This is a genomic window from Rhizobium sp. UFLA01-1127 (genome assembly GCF_059803845.1).
This window is the reverse complement of record NZ_JAUQTZ010000019.1, coordinates 29,479-47,738: the sequence shown is the minus strand read 5'-3', so window position 1 is coordinate 47,738 and position 18,260 is coordinate 29,479. Positions and strand designations below refer to the sequence as shown.

Annotated in this window: 17 protein-coding genes; 8 read left to right on the top strand and 9 right to left on the bottom strand. The window is 59.9% G+C overall.

Going from position 1 to position 18,260, the window contains the following annotated elements:
• Positions 1 to 41: 41 nt before the first annotated feature.
• From Q4Q11_RS07130 to Q4Q11_RS07095, 8 genes are all read right to left on the bottom strand, one after another.
• Complete coding sequence (locus tag Q4Q11_RS07130; RefSeq protein ID WP_112502257.1) at positions 42 to 485, bottom strand: PIN domain-containing protein; 444 nt, start codon at positions 483 to 485, stop codon at positions 42 to 44.
• Positions 482 to 748 carry a type II toxin-antitoxin system Phd/YefM family antitoxin gene (locus tag Q4Q11_RS07125; protein ID WP_498569061.1) on the bottom strand — a complete coding sequence of 89 codons (267 nt, stop codon included), beginning with the start codon at positions 746 to 748 and terminating at the stop codon, positions 482 to 484. The genes Q4Q11_RS07130 and Q4Q11_RS07125 overlap by 4 nt, the downstream gene beginning before the upstream one ends.
• Positions 749 to 876: 128 nt before the next feature.
• On the bottom strand, positions 877 to 2,073 hold the full coding sequence (locus tag Q4Q11_RS07120; protein WP_112502261.1) for a glycoside hydrolase family 172 protein: 1,197 nt from the start codon (positions 2,071 to 2,073) through the stop codon (positions 877 to 879).
• Positions 2,074 to 2,101: 28 nt separating this feature from the next.
• Positions 2,102 to 2,950, bottom strand: coding sequence for a carbohydrate ABC transporter permease (locus tag Q4Q11_RS07115; protein ID WP_498569060.1), 849 nt, complete (start codon positions 2,948 to 2,950; stop codon positions 2,102 to 2,104).
• Positions 2,940 to 3,884 carry a carbohydrate ABC transporter permease gene (locus tag Q4Q11_RS07110; RefSeq protein ID WP_498569059.1) on the bottom strand — a complete coding sequence of 315 codons (945 nt, stop codon included), beginning with the start codon at positions 3,882 to 3,884 and terminating at the stop codon, positions 2,940 to 2,942. The genes Q4Q11_RS07115 and Q4Q11_RS07110 overlap by 11 nt, the downstream gene beginning before the upstream one ends.
• A gap of 62 nt (positions 3,885 to 3,946) precedes the next feature.
• Complete coding sequence (locus Q4Q11_RS07105) at positions 3,947 to 5,299, bottom strand: ABC transporter substrate-binding protein (protein ID WP_498569058.1); 1,353 nt, start codon at positions 5,297 to 5,299, stop codon at positions 3,947 to 3,949.
• A gap of 62 nt (positions 5,300 to 5,361) precedes the next feature.
• A complete protein-coding gene (locus tag Q4Q11_RS07100; RefSeq protein ID WP_498569057.1) occupies positions 5,362 to 6,366 on the bottom strand; it encodes a LacI family DNA-binding transcriptional regulator in 1,005 nt (334 codons plus the stop codon).
• A 202-nt stretch (positions 6,367 to 6,568) separates the two neighbouring features.
• Positions 6,569 to 7,648: a LacI family DNA-binding transcriptional regulator gene (locus Q4Q11_RS07095; RefSeq protein ID WP_498569056.1), complete on the bottom strand. Its 1,080-nt coding sequence runs from the start codon at positions 7,646 to 7,648 to the stop codon at positions 6,569 to 6,571.
• Positions 7,649 to 7,870: 222 nt separating this feature from the next.
• Here Q4Q11_RS07095 and Q4Q11_RS07090 point away from each other — a divergent pair, with 222 nt between their 5' ends.
• The 6 genes from Q4Q11_RS07090 to Q4Q11_RS07065 all read left to right on the top strand — a co-directional run bounded on the left by Q4Q11_RS07090 (position 7,871) and on the right by Q4Q11_RS07065 (position 14,710).
• Entirely contained in the window at positions 7,871 to 8,824 is a 954-nt protein-coding gene (locus tag Q4Q11_RS07090; protein ID WP_498569055.1) for a sugar phosphate isomerase/epimerase family protein, read from the top strand.
• 58 nt (positions 8,825 to 8,882) lie between these two features.
• Entirely contained in the window at positions 8,883 to 10,115 is a 1,233-nt protein-coding gene (locus Q4Q11_RS07085) for an ABC transporter substrate-binding protein (protein ID WP_498569054.1), read from the top strand.
• Positions 10,116 to 10,187: 72 nt separating this feature from the next.
• Positions 10,188 to 11,078: a carbohydrate ABC transporter permease gene (locus Q4Q11_RS07080; RefSeq protein WP_498569053.1), complete on the top strand. Its 891-nt coding sequence runs from the start codon at positions 10,188 to 10,190 to the stop codon at positions 11,076 to 11,078.
• Positions 11,075 to 11,962 carry a carbohydrate ABC transporter permease gene (locus tag Q4Q11_RS07075; RefSeq protein ID WP_498569052.1) on the top strand — a complete coding sequence of 296 codons (888 nt, stop codon included), beginning with the start codon at positions 11,075 to 11,077 and terminating at the stop codon, positions 11,960 to 11,962. Before Q4Q11_RS07080 ends, Q4Q11_RS07075 begins: the two co-directional genes overlap by 4 nt.
• A gap of 4 nt (positions 11,963 to 11,966) precedes the next feature.
• Positions 11,967 to 13,049 (top strand): ABC transporter ATP-binding protein, encoded by a 1,083-nt coding sequence (locus Q4Q11_RS07070; RefSeq protein WP_498569051.1) that lies wholly within the window; start codon positions 11,967 to 11,969, stop codon positions 13,047 to 13,049.
• Positions 13,050 to 13,066: 17 nt separating this feature from the next.
• Positions 13,067 to 14,710, top strand: a complete 1,644-nt coding sequence (locus Q4Q11_RS07065) for a GMC oxidoreductase (RefSeq protein WP_498569050.1) — start codon at positions 13,067 to 13,069, stop codon at positions 14,708 to 14,710.
• A 201-nt stretch (positions 14,711 to 14,911) separates the two neighbouring features.
• Here Q4Q11_RS07065 and Q4Q11_RS07060 read toward each other — a convergent pair whose 3' ends face one another.
• Positions 14,912 to 15,799, bottom strand: a complete 888-nt coding sequence (locus tag Q4Q11_RS07060) for a LysR substrate-binding domain-containing protein (protein ID WP_113214110.1) — start codon at positions 15,797 to 15,799, stop codon at positions 14,912 to 14,914.
• 108 nt (positions 15,800 to 15,907) lie between these two features.
• Between Q4Q11_RS07060 and Q4Q11_RS07055 the strand changes: the two genes are divergently transcribed.
• The gene (locus Q4Q11_RS07055) at positions 15,908 to 17,161 is read left to right on the top strand and encodes an aromatic ring-hydroxylating oxygenase subunit alpha (RefSeq protein ID WP_498569049.1); all 1,254 of its coding nucleotides are present in this window, start codon (positions 15,908 to 15,910) and stop codon (positions 17,159 to 17,161) included.
• The gene (locus Q4Q11_RS07050) at positions 17,151 to 18,239 is read left to right on the top strand and encodes an FAD-binding oxidoreductase (protein WP_498569048.1); all 1,089 of its coding nucleotides are present in this window, start codon (positions 17,151 to 17,153) and stop codon (positions 18,237 to 18,239) included. Before Q4Q11_RS07055 ends, Q4Q11_RS07050 begins: the two co-directional genes overlap by 11 nt.
• Positions 18,240 to 18,260: the final 21 nt, after the last annotated feature.

Below are 18,260 nucleotides of genomic sequence, written 5' to 3'. Positions count from 1 at the left end.
GCCGCGGCGGCAAAGGCGCGAAACATTCTGTCGAGACGGCGTCAGCGCCCCACCTGATCCGGTGACTTGACGGTTACGCCGAACGGCTGAAAGTGTTTGAGATTGGCGGAAATTATGGTGAGCTTATGTATGCTTGCCGTTCCCGCGATGATAGCGTCTGCCGCGCCAGGGTTGTGTCCCGCGCCGACGGCTTTGGCCTCCAGCCTGCCCGATTCAAGAGCAACGTCCTTATCGACCGGCAAGATATGATCACCGTATCCGGCAATCAATCCTCGCAGCCAGGTATGAATCCCGGCGGCCTTTGCCTTCGCACCTCTTGCTTCCAACAACCGGACACCTTTCTCGATCTCATGGATCGTCTGCGCCGAAAGGTAGATTGCGTCCTGCCGGTCCTGTTCATCCACCCATTCGGCAAAAGTGTTCGACGCACTCGCTTTGGACGGGGCGAACATGGAGACCGCGTTGGTGTCGAGAAGAAAACTCACAAATCGACCTCACGAGAGGGAGCGGGGTTCCTGGAGAAAACCTCGTCGGCAAGATCGGGATCAACCGGAAAGGTCTTCAGATATAGAACCAGGCTTGGACGGCCCTTACGGATCGTTTTTTTTGCCTCCTCGGCCGCCTTCACACTGACAACAACGGCCGCAGCGCGCCCGTGGCGCGTAATGGTCACGAACTCGCCGGCCGCGGCCTGATCGACGACATGGGAAAACGACGCTTTGGCATCCTTTAAACTGATCGTTGTCATGGCAAGCCTCAAAAAGGTCACTTGTGACCCTTTTCAGGGGCGTATCTGCGCAAAATCAAGGTTCAGAATGGGAATTGTCATAAACTTCATATCGCTATCTTCGAGATGCAGCAAAGAGACCTTCGCCTTCATCCTCTCGCCTTCTTGATTGCAATTTCCATTTCCTTGAACGGCCGGCGAAAAGTTGGCACACGTTCGGTAACGCTGGGAAAAGCGCCGAACGGCTTGTGCGGTTCGGCCTGATACCAGAAGGCAACCGAGGAAATGTCGTCGGAACGGCGGTTGGCGTGACCGTGCTCGATCGTCACCCGGATGTGCTTCTGAAAGATCGCCGGGTCCTCGATGTGCCAGCGGTAGAGCGTGACGGGCTCGGTCCAGTTCGGACCTCCCGCGGCGACGATGCCGTGATAAGGAGCGCTATATTCCTGGGTCGGGCACCAGGCCGTGTTGAAATAATCTTCCGTTCCCGTGCCGTGCAGCGTCGGCGGCCAGGCATCGTTGACGCCGGGCGTAGATTCGGGCCGGGGCTCGATCAGCTCTGCCTTCGGCCCGATGCGCGGGTCGGGCTTGCGCACCGTGTCCGGCACCGAAAGTCCCTGCTCGCCGTCGATGAAGATCATGTCATCGCCCTCGCCGTACCAGTCCCAGACATCGGAGCGGCGGCGCGAATAGACGCTGTAGAGGACGCCGACATAGTGGCCGTGCCCTACCGCCTCCAGGATGGTATAGTTTTCCCTGCCGTCGACATTCTCACCGCCGAAGAGATATTCCTCGTTGGTTAGGCCTGCGTCGCTCATGCCCTGGGGCTGCGACTGGCGATACTGCGCGTGGAGGCGCCCCATGCCCTCTTCGAGCTCTTGATGCAGTTCGAGATCGACATAATAGTAGAAGAGCAGGTCGTGCTCGGCCTCGTTCGTGATCGTCAGCCTCATGTGCGAACCGAAGGGCATCGGGAAATAGCAGTTGAACGCCTTGCCGTCCTCCGGGCTCGCCTGCATCGGCAGGCTGGCATAGTTTGCGGTGCGGCCATGGCCCATGCCGAAGAAATCGCCGATCGGCGCTTCGATGCTCGGTTGCGCCTCGCCATCCCAATAGGCGCGCAGCACGATCTTGCGCAGGAAATTCTCGCTCTCACAGGCAAGCGTCGCCCATATATGGGTGACGATGCCGGCTCCCGAATGTTCGGCAATGACCTCCGTCTTTCCCGGTTCGATATGGAAGCGATCGTCGTTGCCACCGGTGCGGTCGTAGCTCGAAAAGCGGCGCGTCTTTGCTTCGCGCAGTTTCGCAAGCCCGCGCAGGGGTGAAAGGCCGAGATTGCTCATGAATGTCTCCTGTCTTGAATGAAACCGGCTATTTCAGGCCGCTGGTCTTCAGCGAATCCATGATCTGCCGCTGGAAAATCACGAAGAGGATGAGAGTGGGAATGGCGACGATGGTAGAGGCCGCCATCATGTAGTTCCAGGACGCCGAATACTGGCTTTTGAAGTTGGCGATGCCGACCTGCACCATCCAGAGATTGGGATTGGAGGTGATGGTGAGCGGCCACAGGAAGGAGTTCCAGTTGGCGAGGAAGAACAGGATGGCAAGCGCCGACATGATCGGCCGGCTCAAGGGTAAGATGATGCTCCAATAGATGCGCCAGTAACCCGCGCCGTCGATCACCGCTGCCTCCTCGATCTCACGCGGCAGGGAGAGATAATATTGCCGCAGCAGGAAGATACCGAAGGCATTGAAGATTGCAGGAACGATCAGGCCCGCATAGGAATTGATCATGCCCATCGCCTTGACAATGATGAACAACGGCACAATGACGACAGGCAGCGAGACGAGGAAGGTCGAGAAAATGGCCAGGAAGATGACCTCGCGCCCGGGGAAGCGCAGGCGCGCGAGCGCATAGCCCGCCATGGTGTGGAAGAACAGCGCGACCATCGTCACCGTTGCTGAGACGAAGAAGCTGTTCAGCATGTAGCGGATGAAGGGCACGCCGGTCAGCACATAGATGAAATTGTCGAGCGTCGGCGATTCCGGAATAAGGTTCGATGAGAAGGATTCGGCTGCCGGCTTGAAGGCTATCGACAGCATCCAGAGCAGCGGAAACAGCGTCATCAACGCCAGTATGGCTGAGATCAACATCCACAGGCAGCGCACCAGCGTGACCTGCGATCGCGAAAAATGGGCATTGGAAGCATCATTCCGCATGGTCGAAACGTCCTCCGCGTGTCACGACGAAGAAGACCGCCGTGACAATCATGAGCGCGACGACCAGGATCGACGACATTGCGGCTGCATAGCCGAAGGCGCCGAAGGAGAAGGCCTGCTGATAGATGTAGACGATCAGCACCGCCGTCGAATTGGCCGGCCCACCCTTGGTCATAACATAGATGATGTCGAAGGCCTGGGCGCCGGCAACGGCTGCCACCATTGAAACCATGAAAACGAAGAAGCTGGTGGGTTTCAGCAGCGGCAGCGTGATATAGCGGAAACGCTTGACCGGACCGGCACCATCGATCATCGCTGCCTCGTAATATTCTTTCGGTATATCCTGCAGGCCACCGAGGAAGATCAGCATATAGAAGCCCATCAGGAACCAGAGGCTGACGAGAACCACGGTGATCAGCGCGAAGTTCGGATCGCCAAGGAAGGAGATCGTAGGAAGGCCGAGGCCGGCCATCGTCTGGCCGACGACACCGATCTTGTCGATCACCGTGAACTGCCAGACGAGGGCGACGACAACGAGGCTCACCATGTTGGGTGCAAAGAACATCGAGCGGATGACCGCGTTGAAGCGATTGGTCTGCTGCACGAGAAGCGCCACCCCCAGGCCCGTGACATAGAGCGACGGCACGAGCATGACGGCATAAAGTGCGGTTACCCTCGCCCCTTTCCAGAACAGGGGATCATGCCACATGCGGATATAGTTCCTGGCTCCGACGAAATTGTAACCGCCGAAGCCGTCGACTTCGTAGACGCTCAGCACGAGCGACAGAAACATCGGCACGCCGAGAAAGAGGAAGAGGCCGAGCGCATCGGGCAGCACGAAGAGGTAGCCTGCGATCCATTCTCGATGCCGAGCCGAAAGGCCTTTCCGTCTGCCATCCGCATGGAGTGTCGTCGCATCTGCACTTGTCGTCATGATCTCGTCCCAAAAAGAGAGCCGACAGTTCCGGCTAGTACCGAAGCGGCCGACGGTTCTTCCTAGAGAATGGGTGCGCCGCTGTAAGAGCCGAGAAACGCATCGAGCTGCTGCGAGGCGGATGTTGCCGTCGCTTGTGGATCGGCGCCGCCGAGCTGGGTCTGCTGGATCGCGTCCGAGATGATCTTATAAACTTCCGGAGGCAGGCGCGGTTCGGCGCGGGTGCCGGGATAGACATCGGAGGCGAACTTGCCGATCATTCCGGTCTTGAAGGCATCGCCGCCGGCGGCAAGGGCGCTTTCGCGCGGCGGCATGTCCGACTTGCCCTTGGTGCACCAATCGGCGACGCGCTGTACGGAGCCTTTGTCCTTGGATGCCAGCGCCCAGGCGCAGAATTGCGCCGCCGCATCCGGGTTCTTGCCCTTGGCATTGGCGACGAAGGCCCAGCCGCCGCCGACGGTCACGTATTTGCCGTTTGGCGGTGTCGGCAGGCGGAAGACGCCATATTTGAAATCCTTGGCATTGCTCTGCAATTGCGAGATGCCCCAGATGCCGACGTTCTGGATGGCGCAATAGCCCGAAGCAAGGTTGGCGACCGTGTCGTTCGCCCCGCTGCCCATGACCTGGCGCGGGGCAGCGCCTGAATTGATGGCATCCTGCCAGAACTTCAGCGCCTGAACCGTGGCGGGTGAATCGAAGGCGCTCTTGCCGTCCTTGCCCTGGAATTCGCCGCCGCCCTGCCAGAGGAAAGGATACCAGGTGAAATTCTGGTAATAGCCCGGCTGGGTCTCGAACAAGACGCCAAAGCGCTTCGGCGTCGTCAGCTTCTTGGCGAGCTCGAGCAGGTCGTCCCAGGTCTTGGGGACATCGTTCTCGTTCAGCTTCGCCTCTTCGAAAGCCTTGACCGAATAGTACATGGCCATAGGCTCGACTTCCATCGGAATGCCGTAGATCTTGCCGTCAACCATGCGGTTGGCGATCACGCTCTCGGGGAAATCCTCCTTGGCGTCGATATGAGGCGTCAGGTCCTGCAGGACACCGCCATTGTAATAGCGCAGGAAATCACCTGGCGAGATGAGAAAGATATCCGGCCCCTCGCCGGAGGCGAATGCGGTCGCAAGCTTCGGCCCGTTGATGTATTCCGCGTTCGGCACATATTCGAGCTCGATCTTCTGCGGATGGCTATCGTTCCAGGCCGCGACCGCCTTTTCGAACCAGTCGATCTGGCTCTGGACCGGGCCGCCCGGCGCGTAGAACTGCCAGAACTTCAGCGGCGCGCTCTGCGCCCGCACGGCCATGCGCGATATATAGGGAAATCCGCTCAATCCGACCGCGGCACCGGCGGCGAGGACCGCTCCGCCCTTGAGCAGGCTGCGACGGGTTGCGGCGGTGACGAATTTATCCTTACCAGTCATGACTTCCTCCCATTTTTCAATATTGCCGCCACCACACTCCTCCCGGGTGACGGAGCCTCACTTCATGCGGTATCGAAGACGTGCAGATTGCAGGGGATCACGTCCGAACGCGCGGGTCCTGCATAAGCTCCCGAAAGCCTCTCCAGCAGCATCTCGGTTGCGCGATGGGCAAGCAGCGACGGCGTGTTGCCGACCCTTGTGATCCGCGGCCTGACATATTCGAGCTGCGGCTGATCGCCGAAGACGGCAATGCCGATATCATCAGGCACGCTGATGCCGCGATCGAAGAAGGCGGCAAGCGCGCCTGCCGCCATCAGGTAGTTTCCGAAGAAGATTACGGACGGCAGATCGTTCCGATAATTCGCCAGAAGCCAATCGACGGCCTCTTCCCCTGACGGGCCGAGATAGCTTCCCTCACGTCGCAATTCGGCGATCGGCTCGACGCCGTTGTCGCGCAGGCCCTGCTCGAAACCGGCGGCGCGCGCCATGGCTTCGGCAAAAAAGGACGGTCCGGTCAGATGGGCGATCCGGCGGTGACCTTTCTGGGCCAGATAAGCTCCCATCTGACGGCCGCCACCGAAATCATCGATCTTGACGCTGTCGACCGCCTGGTTCGGCAGGTCGCCGATGAATGCGGTCGGCAGATCGATTTCGAGCAAGGCATCGTGCATGCCATGCAGTGCGAAATCTCCGACGATGAGGCCGTCGATCCGACGGCTGCGGATCTGGCGGAGGTAGTGCGTACCGTGCTCCTGGGAATGGCCGCCCGGTACATCGGTATTGAAAACCAGGAGATCGATCCCGATCGCTTCGAGGTCGGATTGCGCCGCCTGTACCATCTCCGGGTAGAAGGGGTTGCGGATATCCGGGATCAGCATGGCAACGAGATTGGTGCGGCCGGTCCTGAGACTCTGTGCGAACGGGTTCGGCACATAACCCAGCTCGGCGATCGCTTCCTCGACGCGCCTGCGCATATCCGCCGAGACGCGGTCGGCATGATTGAGGACATGCGACACTGTGGTCGGTGAAACTCCGGCACGCTTGGCAACTTTGGCGATCGTGGTCATAGGGTCACGCTATGACATAGTAAATCGATTTGCAAATGCTTTTGCAAATCGATTTACATTGCCTTCTCAGCTGCGCCCGTATGTAATCCGTTCACTCCACACCACCCATCCCTGCCGGATCGGCCAGCTGAGCCAGATAAAGATTGCCGCCCGCGCTTCCTTCAGGTGCAGGCGGCCAACGCCACCATCCGATCGCATCAGGCTATGAACCAAAGGGCTTCGGCGAAGCGATGCTCTCGCGCAGAATAAGCCTGCTGCGGATGACAGCACGCATATCCCGCCCCTTTTTCGCATGTCCGATCGCATCGAGCAGACGCGCCACGGCCACCTGTCCCATCTCCTCGAATGGCTGCTCGATGGTCGAGAGCGGCGGGAAGCAGAATTCGCAAACCGGTGCGCCATCGAAGGAAACCACCGACAGATCCTCGGGAATGCGCAGCCCCGCTTTCTGCATGCGGCTTATGAAGGAGATCGCCATGTCATCGCTGGTGGCGATCACGGCCGTCGGCCGATCCTTGAGGCGCGCGAAATCTTCGGCAGCCTGAATGCCGATCTCGAAACCCTTCTGATAGTCGAGATTACCGCCGGATCGCGACAGCGCATCTAGCGAAAGTCCGGCGTTGTGTAGCGCTTCCAGCGCACCGGCATATCGCTCGACATCGTGATAATTATCCTGCGGACCGGCAATATAGAAAAAGCGCCTGTGCCCCATCTTGATCATCTCGGCCGTCGCGTCCCGCACCGCCTCGCGATCGTTGGTCACGACGCTCGGCACGCCGGCGTCGCTCATGTCGAGCAGCATGGAAACGATCGGCAAGCCGGCATTGGCAAGAGATCGGCCATCGACTTCGGGCAGCTTCGAGGAAAGGATGATGGCGCCGCGAATGGTGCCGCCGAACGCCAGATCGAGAATATGACGCTCGGATTCCGCGTCGCGGCCGAGATTGGCGATCATCAGATTGTAGCCATTCTGCAGCAGGGCCTTGTTGATGCTCTGCAGGACCTGGGGAATGACCTGAGAGACGCCGTAATAGAGCGAGCCCGGCAGAATGATCATGACCGTAGTGGACTTGCCGACCCTGAGGCCCCGCGCCATGGCATTGGGCGTGTAGCCCAGTTGCTTGGCGGCCGCGTCGATCTTGGCGCGTGTCTTCTCGTTGACGCGCCCGGGATTGGCAAGGGCACGGCTGACGGTGGAGATCGCCACTCCCGCCAGCCTTGCGACATCCGCCATCAGAGGGCCGGAATAGTCCTCCGTGGGTACGTTCTTGTTATCTTTCACTTTTTTGTTTCCTTCCCGATCCCTGCCGCGTCGGATGCTACGGCAATCCCTTCTGCATAGCAAACGTTTGCCAAAAATCGCTTGCATATGGAAACGACTTGTCTACTATCAAGTTATGGCAAACGTTTGCCAAACGATAGCATATTGAAATCATTATTGGATTAATCATCTCGGGGTGGACTCCGTGGATGATGATCCCTACCCTCGAGAACGGACAGCATCATGAGCTCGACCGAACGGCTTCGCTTTGGCGTGGATCTCGTCACCTTCTTTCATCCCGGCTTCTGGGGCGTCGAGGACTACGACGGCATAATCGCGCTTTCCCGCAGCGAACCCCGCGCCTTCTGGGACAAGATCCTCGATGCAGTTGAGGCATCGGGCGTCACCGGCGTCGAGCTGACCTTCTCGCCCTTCAATTGGCAGGATGCGACGAAAACCTATGGATCGGTCGAGGCCTTCGCAAGCGAGCTTTCCAGACGCGGCCTGACATTGGCGAGCGGCTTCTTTGCCGAACTCGAGGCGGCCGGCGATTTCACCGAAGCGTCGGCACAGGCAGCCATCATTGACAAAGCGGAGAAATATGCCGCATTTCTCAAGGCCTGCGGCAGCGATATCATGGTCATCGGCGCACCGCTGCGCCAGACGCCAGGCGCTCAGCCGGTTCGGTTCTTCGATTTCGAGCAGGCCCGCAAGATCGCCGATTTCCTCAACCGCCTCGGCGCGATCCTCTACGCCAAGGGCGTGCGTCTTGCGGTTCACACAGAGGCGCATTCGATCTTTGCCGCCTCCCGCGACGTCGATCTCCTGATGCTGCTGACGGACCCCGCCTATGTCCACATGTGCCCGGACACTGCCCATATCATCGTCGCCGGGTCCGATCCGCTTGCTGTCGTCGACCGCCATCACGAACGGGTCATCATCGCCCATTGGAAGGACGCGCTTGGACCGATGCCGGCCGACACGCCGATCGACGAATATATTCATGATCGTCATCGTCCCTATTTCTGCGGCTTCGGGCTCGGCCGCGTCGATTGGCCGGGCTGGATCAGGCTGCTGCGCGAGCGTGTCTATGAAGGCTGGGCCATTCTGGAGCTGGACGCCGCGCCCGATCCCGTCGGCGACATCGCCAACGGCCTGACGCTGGTACGGCAGGCATTGCTGCCGATCTATCGCTGATTGCATGATCTGAAAACCAATGGCCCCGCAAAGAGGGCCTTCTTGAAGAGGTGGAACAATGAAGAATACGATGAAATTGCTTGTGGTCGGAGCAGCCCTTGCGGCAGCTTCGGCTCCCGCCCATGCCGAACACAAGGCAAAGGCGGAAGTCATGACATCCTGGACATCGGGCAGCGAAGCCGCTGCCCTCGATGTCATCAAGCGGGAATTCGAAAAGCGCGGCGGGGTCTGGAAGGACTCGTCCATCGCCGGTTTCGGCGCGGCCGATGCCGCCTTCCAGAACCGGCTGGTCGCTGGCGATCCGCCGGCAGCAAAGCAGGCGGTGATCGGCCTTGCCAATGCCGATTTCGTCGGCCAAGGCCTGCTGCGCCCGATCGACGATATCGCGAAGGCTGGCAAATGGGCGGAGGTTCTGCCGAAATCGATCCATGACCTCATTACCTATAATGGCCAGGTCTATCTCTCGCCCACCGGTGCCCACGGCGAAAGCTGGGTCTTCTACTCCAAGGACGCTTTCGCCAAGGCCGGCGTGAACGGCGAGCCCAAAAACTGGGACGAATTCTTCGCCGCCCTCGACAAGCTCAAGGCCGCCGGCATTCAGCCGGTTGCCTGGGGCGGCCAGTCCTGGCAGGAATCCAAGGTCTTCAACATGATCCTGCTGACGCAGGCGGGCATGGACGGCTTCCTCAAGATCTATGTCGACAAGGACAAAAGCGACGCATCCGTCAAAAGCGTGACGAAGACGCTCGATATTCTCGGCAAGCTGCGCGCCTATGTCGACGAGGGGGCCGCGGGGCGCAACTGGAACGATGCGACGGCGATGGTCATCACCGGCAAGGCCGGCGTGCAGTTCATGGGCGACTGGGCCAAGGGCGAATTCGTCGCGGCCGGCAAAGAGCTTGGCAAGGATTATGGCTGCATGCTTGTGCCGCAATCCCCCGGCATGGTCTATGTCGCCGACTCCTTCTCCTTCCCGAAGATCGCCGATGCGGCATCGCAAAACGGCCAGGCGCTGCTGGCCGAGGTCGCGATGGATCCAGCAGTGCAGGTCGCCTTTTCGCTGAAGAAGGGCTCGGTGCCGATACGCACCGACGTCGACAAATCGAAGCTCGACATTTGCGCGCAGAAGGGCCTCGAACTGATGGGCGCGGGCAAGATCGTTCCGGATCAGGCCCTGATCCTCTCGCCGCAGCAGGCAGGCGCGCTCAACGACTTCGTCGACGAGTTCTGGAGCAACCCCTCGGAGAATAGCGCGGAGGCTGCGGAGAAGTTTTTCGCCATCTTCGAATAGCGCCTTTATTTCGAGCCGGTCGACACCATGATTGCCGATCGGCTCCCTCCATCGCTTTGAAAGAGTTTGCCCATGCGAGCCAAGCGCAGACGTTCCCTGGCTGCGACCTTTGCACTCTTGCCGACATGGATCGCCGCGATCCTCGTCTATATCGGCACCATGATCTGGTCCGTCCGCCTGTCGTTTACGGATTCGACGATCTTCCCGTCATCCAACTATGTCGGCTTTGCGCAATACGCCAGGCTGTTTAAAAACTCGCGCTGGCTCGCTTCGCTGGAGAATGTGCTGATCTTCGGTGTTCTCTATGTTGGAGGATGCCTCGCCCTTGGCTTCGTTCTGGCAGCAGCCCTCGACCGCAAGGTGCGGTTCGAAAGCATGTTCCGCACCATCTTCCTCTATCCCTACGCCATGTCCTTCGTGGTTACGGGATTGATCTGGCAATGGATGCTGAACCCCACGCTCGGCATTCAGGCAACCGTGCGGGCACTCGGCTGGCAAGGCTTCGTCTTCGACTGGATCGTCAATCGCGACATGGCGATCTATACGGTGGTCTTCGCCGGTGTCTGGCAAGGCGCCGGGCTCGTCATGGTCATTGCGCTTGCCGGCATGCGCGGGATCGGCGAAGAACAGTGGAAGGCTGCCCAGATCGACGGCATACCGGTCTGGCGCATCTACCTTTCGATCATATTGCCACAACTCGGACCGGCACTTGCGGCATCGGGAATGCTGCTCTCCATGGGCGTGATCAAGACTTATGATCTGATCGTGGCGCAGACCGGCGGAGGTCCCGGTTACTCGACCGAAGTGCCGGCAAAATTCATCATGGACAATCTCTTCGAACGCCAAAACCTCGGGCTTGCGAGCGCCGGTGCAACCGTATTGGTGCTTTCCGTCGTCATGGCCGTCGCCCCGTTCCGCTATGCGCTCGCCATACGCGCCGGAAGAATGGGAGCACACCGATGACGACCCTTGCCCATCCCCGTGGCGCCAAACCGTCCAGGCTCAGTGTCGGCCGGATCGGGCTCTACGCCTTCCTGATCCTGTCCGCACTGTTCTTCCTCTTGCCTCTCTACACCATGCTCGTAACTTCGCTGAAGTCGATGGACGAAATCCGCCAGGGCCATGTCTTCGCGCTGCCCGACACCCTTGATTTCAGCGCCTGGAAGACCGCCTGGTCGGGCGCCTGCATGGGCACGCAGTGCCTTGGCGTGCGGATCGGCTTCTGGAATTCGGTCAAGATTACCGTGCCCGCCGTCGTCATTTCCGTTTCCATCGGGGCGATCAACGGTTACGCCCTGTCGCTCTGGCGGCCGAAAGGCTCGAACCTTTTGTTCGGATTGCTGATGGCCGGCGGCCTAATCCCCTACCAGATCTTCCTTTATCCGCTGGTGCGGCTGCTTGCCGATCTGAGCCTTTACAATTCCGTGGCCGGCGTCGTCCTCGTTCACGTCATCTTCGGCCTGCCGCTGGTCACACTGTTGTTCCGCAACTATTGCGTCGCCATTCCCGAAGAACTCTGCAAGGCAGCCCGCGTCGACGGAGCCGGCTTCTGGCGCATTTTCCTCGAGATCATGCTGCCGATGTCGGTGCCGATGGTGATGGTTGCCTCCATCTTCCAGTTCACCGGTATCTGGAACGACTTCCTGATCGGCCTGGTTTTCGCCGGCCGCGACAACCTGCCGATGACCGTCCAGCTCAACAACATCGTCAACACCACCATGGGCGAGCGCACCTACAATGTGAACATGGCCGCCACCATCCTGACTGCCGTCGTTCCGCTCGCCATCTATTTCTTCTCCGGCCGCTGGTTCCTGCGCGGTGTCGCAGCCGGCGCCGTAAAAGGATAATGCCATGCAGCCTGCCGTAACGGTCAAAGACCTCAAGATCGCTTATGGTGACCACGCCGTCATCGAGAAGCTCTCCATCGACATCGCTCCGCGCGAGTTTCTCGTGCTGCTTGGCCCATCGGGTTGCGGGAAATCGACGCTCCTGAATGCGATCGCCGGATTGCAGGATATCCGCGACGGCGAAATGTGGATCTCCGGAAAGAACGTCACCTGGGAAGAACCGAAGGACCGCGGCATCGGCATGGTTTTCCAGTCCTATGCGCTTTACCCGCGCATGACGGTGCGCAGGAATCTCTCCTTCGGCCTGCGCGTCGCTGGCCTGCCCAAGCCGGAGATCGAGGCGCGTATCGCCCGCACCGCATCGCTCCTGCATCTCGATCGGCTCCTCGATCGCCGCCCCTCGGAATTGTCGGGTGGCCAGCGTCAGCGCGTCGCTATCGGCCGGGCGCTCGTCCGCGAGGTCGACGTCTTCCTGTTCGATGAACCGCTTTCCAATCTCGACGCCAAGCTCCGCAACGAGCTGCGTGTCGAGATCAAGAAGCTGCATCAGAGCCTCGGCAACACGATGATCTACGTCACCCACGATCAGGTCGAGGCGCTGACGCTGGCCGACCGCATCGCCATCATGAGGGACGGCGTCATCCAGCAGCTTGCAAGCCCGTCGGAGATCTATCACCGCCCCGCAAATCTCTTTGTCGCCGGTTTCATCGGCGCGCCGGCGATGAACTTCATCAAGGGTGATATCTCGATCAAGGCCGAGACGCCGGTCTTCGAAAGCAATGGCCTGGCCATCGATCTGGCCGGCTATCCCTTTCTTGCGCCTGTCAGGCCGGGTCCGGCCACGCTGGGCATCCGGCCCGAACATATCGTTCCGGACCGAGGAACGGAGTCTCTGCCGGCCATTACAGGCAACGTCTCGGTGATCGAGCCTATGGGCGCCGACACGGTGGTCTGGTTCGATTGGGCCGGGCAAAGCCTTTCTTATCGCATCATGGGCGACACGACGCTTCAGCCCGGCACAACAATTTCGCCCGGTCTCGATATCGCCAAGGCCTCCCTCTTTGACGCTGACGGCGTCCGTCTCTGAAATATACGGAAAAATCTATGTCTCAGACTATTTATGATGCGCTGGTCATCGGTTCGGGCGCTGCCGGCTCCTTTGCCGCCAAGGAATTGACCGCTCAGGGCCTCTCGGTGCTTTTGCTCGAAGCCGGCCCGGCCGTGAGCGAAAAGGATTTCGATCCCTTGCGCAAGAAACAGCCCGCCAGCAGCATCAACATTTGGGAGCGCGCCCGCGCAACGGCAAAGGGGCAGCCGATACAGGCACGTGCGGCCTTCTTTACCGAGCGCTTCAGCCATTTCTTCGTCAACGACCGGAAGAATCCCTATACGACTCTGAAGGATGCGCCTTTCCTCTGGATTCGTGGCCGGCAAGGCGGCGGCCGCCTGCACAGCTTCGGCCGGGTGTTGCTGCGCTGGACGGATGATGATTTCAAGATCAGGTCGCGAACCGGCAAGGGCATGGATTGGCCGGTCAGCTATGGCGATCTCGTACCTTACTACGAAGAGGTAGAAACCTGCCTCGGGCTTTACGGCAATCCCGACGGGGTGGAAACGCTGCCGGACGGCATCTATGCGCGTCCGGCAAAGCTGACGCCGGCCGAACAGATCTTCAAGAACGAAGTGGAGAGCCGCTGGCCGCAGCGGCGCGTCGTCTCCTGGCGCTATATCGCCCCGGATGCCGAGCGTACGCCCAAGCCGTTGAGAGAGGCGCTTGCGACCGGGCGGCTGACCATCCGCCACGATGCCGTCGTTCGCCGCATCATGACGAACGACAAAGGGGGCCGGGCCACGGGTGCCGAGTTCATCGACCGCGTCACGGGCAAGATGGAGGCCGTCCGCGCCGGCCTTGTCGTGCTGTCTGCCTCGCCGATCGAAAGCGTGCGGCTGCTTCTAAATTCAGCGTCCGCCAGCCACCCGCAGGGACTTGGCAACAGCTCCGGTGCACTCGGGCGCTATTTCATGGATCAGCTGCCCTGCCTTGCCTTCGGTTCTTTTTCAAAGGCGAAGGGATGGGCCATCGACGATTCCGCCCCGACCGATCCATTTTACAATCCTTCCGGTGGCATCTTCATGCCGCGCTTCGGAGCCGGTGACGTCGGCCGCGGCGATTTCGACTATCAAGGCAGCATCGGCCGGGCGCCCACGCCCGACAACCAACCCGCCCGGCTGGCGTTCTTCGGCTTTGGCCGCATGCTGCCCTATGCGGACAACCGCATCACCCTCGACACGAGGCGCAGGGATGCCTGGGGAATTCCCGTTCCGCATATCCGCTGCGTCATGGGCGAGGAGGAGCGCGCGCTGCTGCGCCAGCAGGAGGATGTGCTTGTCGACATCGTGCGCGGCGTCGGCGGAGATCTGGAATTCATCGGCTCCCCCACCGGCCTCAAGGAAATGGGGCGCGGCGCCTTTCCCGATGCCGATCCCTTCAGCCGCTTCATGTTCCGAAAATGGTTCCGCAAGACCATGTGCATGGGCGCTGCGATCCATGAGACCGGCGGCGCGCGCATGGGGAACGACCCCGGAAACTCTGTGCTCAACGCCTACAATCAGATTTGGGATGTTCCGAACGTCGTCGTCACCGACGCCAGCGCTTTTCCCGGCAGCGGCATCGCGGGCACGACGCTCACCGTCATGGCATTGACGATCCGCGCCTGCCGAAAGCTGATCCAGCAGACCAAGACATAATCGTGAGGCAAGTACGTTGCCGACGCCTGCAGTCGGATTTTCGGAGCCTTGTCCATACCCACAAGACATACGAAAGACGGCCGATCGCCGCTCCGCCACGCCGCAACAATACAAGCCGAGGTGGCGCGTCTTATTAAGAAGACGACACTGACCGCCGGTATTCGCGGCGACCTCAGCGAGCGGAACCACGCATGCGGCGAGCTAGCCGTGCAGCACGGCCGTCAGCCAAGCTGCAGCCTGATCGCCCGCCATCGTTCGCCTCGCCTTCAAGGGGAGCAAGACGTTGTAGCGCCCCTCGTCCATCAGCTTGGAATCGTCGAGAGCGACGAGAGTTCCATCGTCCAGGAATGTCTGGACGAGTGCGCTCCAGCCAAGGGCAACGCCCTGGCCTGCACGTGCCGCAAAGATCGTTTCTGTATAGTGATTGAAGCGGAGCGAGGGTCTTGCTTCAAATGCCGCTCCCGATTTGGCGAGCCAATGTGTCCAGGAGAGCCAGGACCGATCGACCGCATCGGTCTCGATGAAATCGTCCTTCTCCGACAAGGGACCGGCAATGCGTCGTTTGAAATATTCCGGCGAGCAGACCGGGACGATAACATCGCCGCGAGATGCAATGACCGTTCCGTCATTGAACGGCGGCAAACCATATCGGATAAGGATATCGACCTCACCGCTGTCGAGATCGATCTTTGTGTCCTGCGAAATGACCCTGATTTGTATGCCGGGATTGCGATCGCGAAAATCGGCCAGTCGCGGAAGCAGCCAGAAGGATGAGAAAGCAACCGTCGCGCCTATGGTGACCACGTCCTGTGACGAGGCTTTGATCGCCTCGATCGCGTCGGCAATATTGGCAAAACTCTGTGCCAGCGACGAGCCCAGCGTGAGGCAGGCGGCCGTCGGTTCGATTGCCCTGTGTTTGCGCAGGAACATCGGCTGACCAAGTTCATCCTCGAGCAAGGCGATCTGCCGGCTGACTGCCGCCTGGGTGACATCAAGCTCTCCGGCCGCGGCCGTGAAACTTTTATGCCGGAGAACCGCTTCCAGCATCAGCAGCCCCGTCAATGACGGCAAACGCCTCCGAAACCGCACTCGTCATCTCCATTCATGAGTTTTCATTATGCGAACTTGAGAATTAATGCCGTTGAAAGCGCAACGGGACAAGCGCACCCTGCCGAGATTAAAGCATAAGAGGTACTCATGCTAAACAGGCTTCCTTCGTCAATTTCGGCATTACTCGACGCGCGTGCGGACGGGTATTCGCTACCGGCCGGCCTCTATACGCGCGAAGACGTCTTCGACGCGGATATGGATGTGTTCTTTCATAAGCACTGGATTTGCGTCGGGCTGGAATGCGATGTGCCGGAAGCCGGCGACGCTACGGTCATCGACATCGGCAAGACGAGCCTGATCCTCCTGCGTGACGACGACAACGAGATTCGGGTTCTGCACAATGTCTGTCGCCATCGCGGTTCGCGTCTCCTCGATGCCGGCAAGACGATCATCTCGAAGCTCGTCTGCCCCTACCACACCTGGACTTACGAATTGACCGGCGAACTGAGCTATGCGCCGCATATGGGCAAGGAGTTCGACAAAGAATGCCACAGCCTGAAACCAGTCGCGTTCAAATCGATCGGCGGGCTCATCTACGTCTGTCTCTCCGACAATCCGCCGGAGGATATTTCCCTGCTGGAAAAGACCGTGGCGGAACGACTGGCGCCCTATGACATCAGAAATGCGAAAGTGGCCTATCAGACCGACGTCGTTGAAAACGGCAATTGGAAGCTCACGATGGAAAACAATCGTGAGTGCTATCACTGTTCCGCAAACCATCCCGAACTCTGCGTGTCGTTCGTCGATCTCGATTTCGGTTTCGATCCCGAAGCTCTGAGCCCTGATGATCGCGCCCAGGCCGAAGAGCACTTCCGGCTTTATGAACAGCGTACCGCGGCCTGGGAGGCCGATGGATATCCGTCCGCCGCCGTCGAGCAGCTTGTCGATTGTGCGACCAACTTCAGGACCCAGCGCCTGATCATCTCCGGAGCCGGCGAATCCCAGACGCATGACGCTACGGCAGCATCCTCGAAATTGCTCGGACAGATGACGCGAAAGGATCTGGGTGACACGCATCTGTGGGGTCACAATAGCTGGAACCATTTCATGGGCGACCACGCCGTGGTAGCAATCGTCATACCCTTGTCGGCTGGCAAGACCCTGGTCAGGACCAAATGGCTCGTGCACAAGGATGCCGTGGAAGGGGTCGACTACGATCTCGACAAGTTGACGGATGTCTGGATCGCGACCACGGATCAAGATGCGAGCCTCGTCGCGCGCTCGCATGCGGGGGCTCTCGATCCCGCTTACCAGCCGGGTCCCTATTCGCGCTTTTCGGAAACCAATCTCGATAAGTTTGCAACCTGGTACATCGATCGGATGCGCGCCAATGGCTACTGATCTCCTGCAGATGCAGAGCAAAGCGGGCAACCCCGGCAACTGGGACAAGGAGCACGACGACACGCTGGTCTGCATCGATATCCATCAGGAAACGCATGATGTGCGCAGCTTCACCTTCGCCTCTCCTGACGGCAAGCGCTTCGGCTTCGAAAGCGGTCAGTACTTTCTTTTCGATATCCCTGTCGGCGGCGATATAGAGCCGCGCTGCTACAGCATTTCGTCGTCGCCGCATCGACCCAACGCCTTCACGGTGACAGTCAAGCGGGTCCCGGGCGGCAGGGCATCGAATTGGCTCCACGACAATCTTGCCGTCGGGATGACGCTGAAAGCGCAAGGCCCTCTCGGGCATTTCATTCGCCCGCGCGATGCCGCTCGAAAGCTCCTTCTCATTTCGGGCGGATCCGGCATAACGCCGGTCATGTCGATCGTGCGTGATCTGGCCGATCGTTGCGAGCCCACGGATATCGTCTTCGTCCACGCGGCCCGCACGCCCCTTGATCTGATCTTCCGCCACGAGCTTTCATGGCTGGCCTCGCGGATGAAGGGACTGAGGTTGCATTTCCTGCCGGAAGGTGTCGGCGCAGAACCGTCATGGGCGGGGCTTACCGGACGCATCTCGCCGGAATTCATCAAGCTTGCAGTGCCGGATATCGCCGACAGAATCGTCATGTGCTGCGGCCCGGCGCCATTCATGGCCGCAGCCCGCTCGATATCGTCAAGCCTCGGCGTGCCTTCCTCCAACTATATCGAAGAGAGCTTCGATGCCGCGGTGACCGACGAGACGGCGATCGCCGCGGAGGAGATGCCCGGCAACGCGGTCTTCCAGGTCGAGTTCGTGAAACAGGCGCGCAAGATCGAGGTGTCGAGCGAGCAGACGGTCCTGTCATCTGCCAAGAAATCCGGCGTACGGCTGCCATCCTCCTGCGCAAACGGCGTCTGCGGAACGTGCAAATCCAAACTACTCTCAGGCTCGGTCGAAATGAACCACAATGGCGGCATACGGCAGCGGGAAATCGACGCCGGGTTTTTCCTGCCCTGTTGTTCGAAGCCTCTCAGCGATCTGGTCGTGGATCGGTAAGCATCGCGCAAGGCGGCGCTC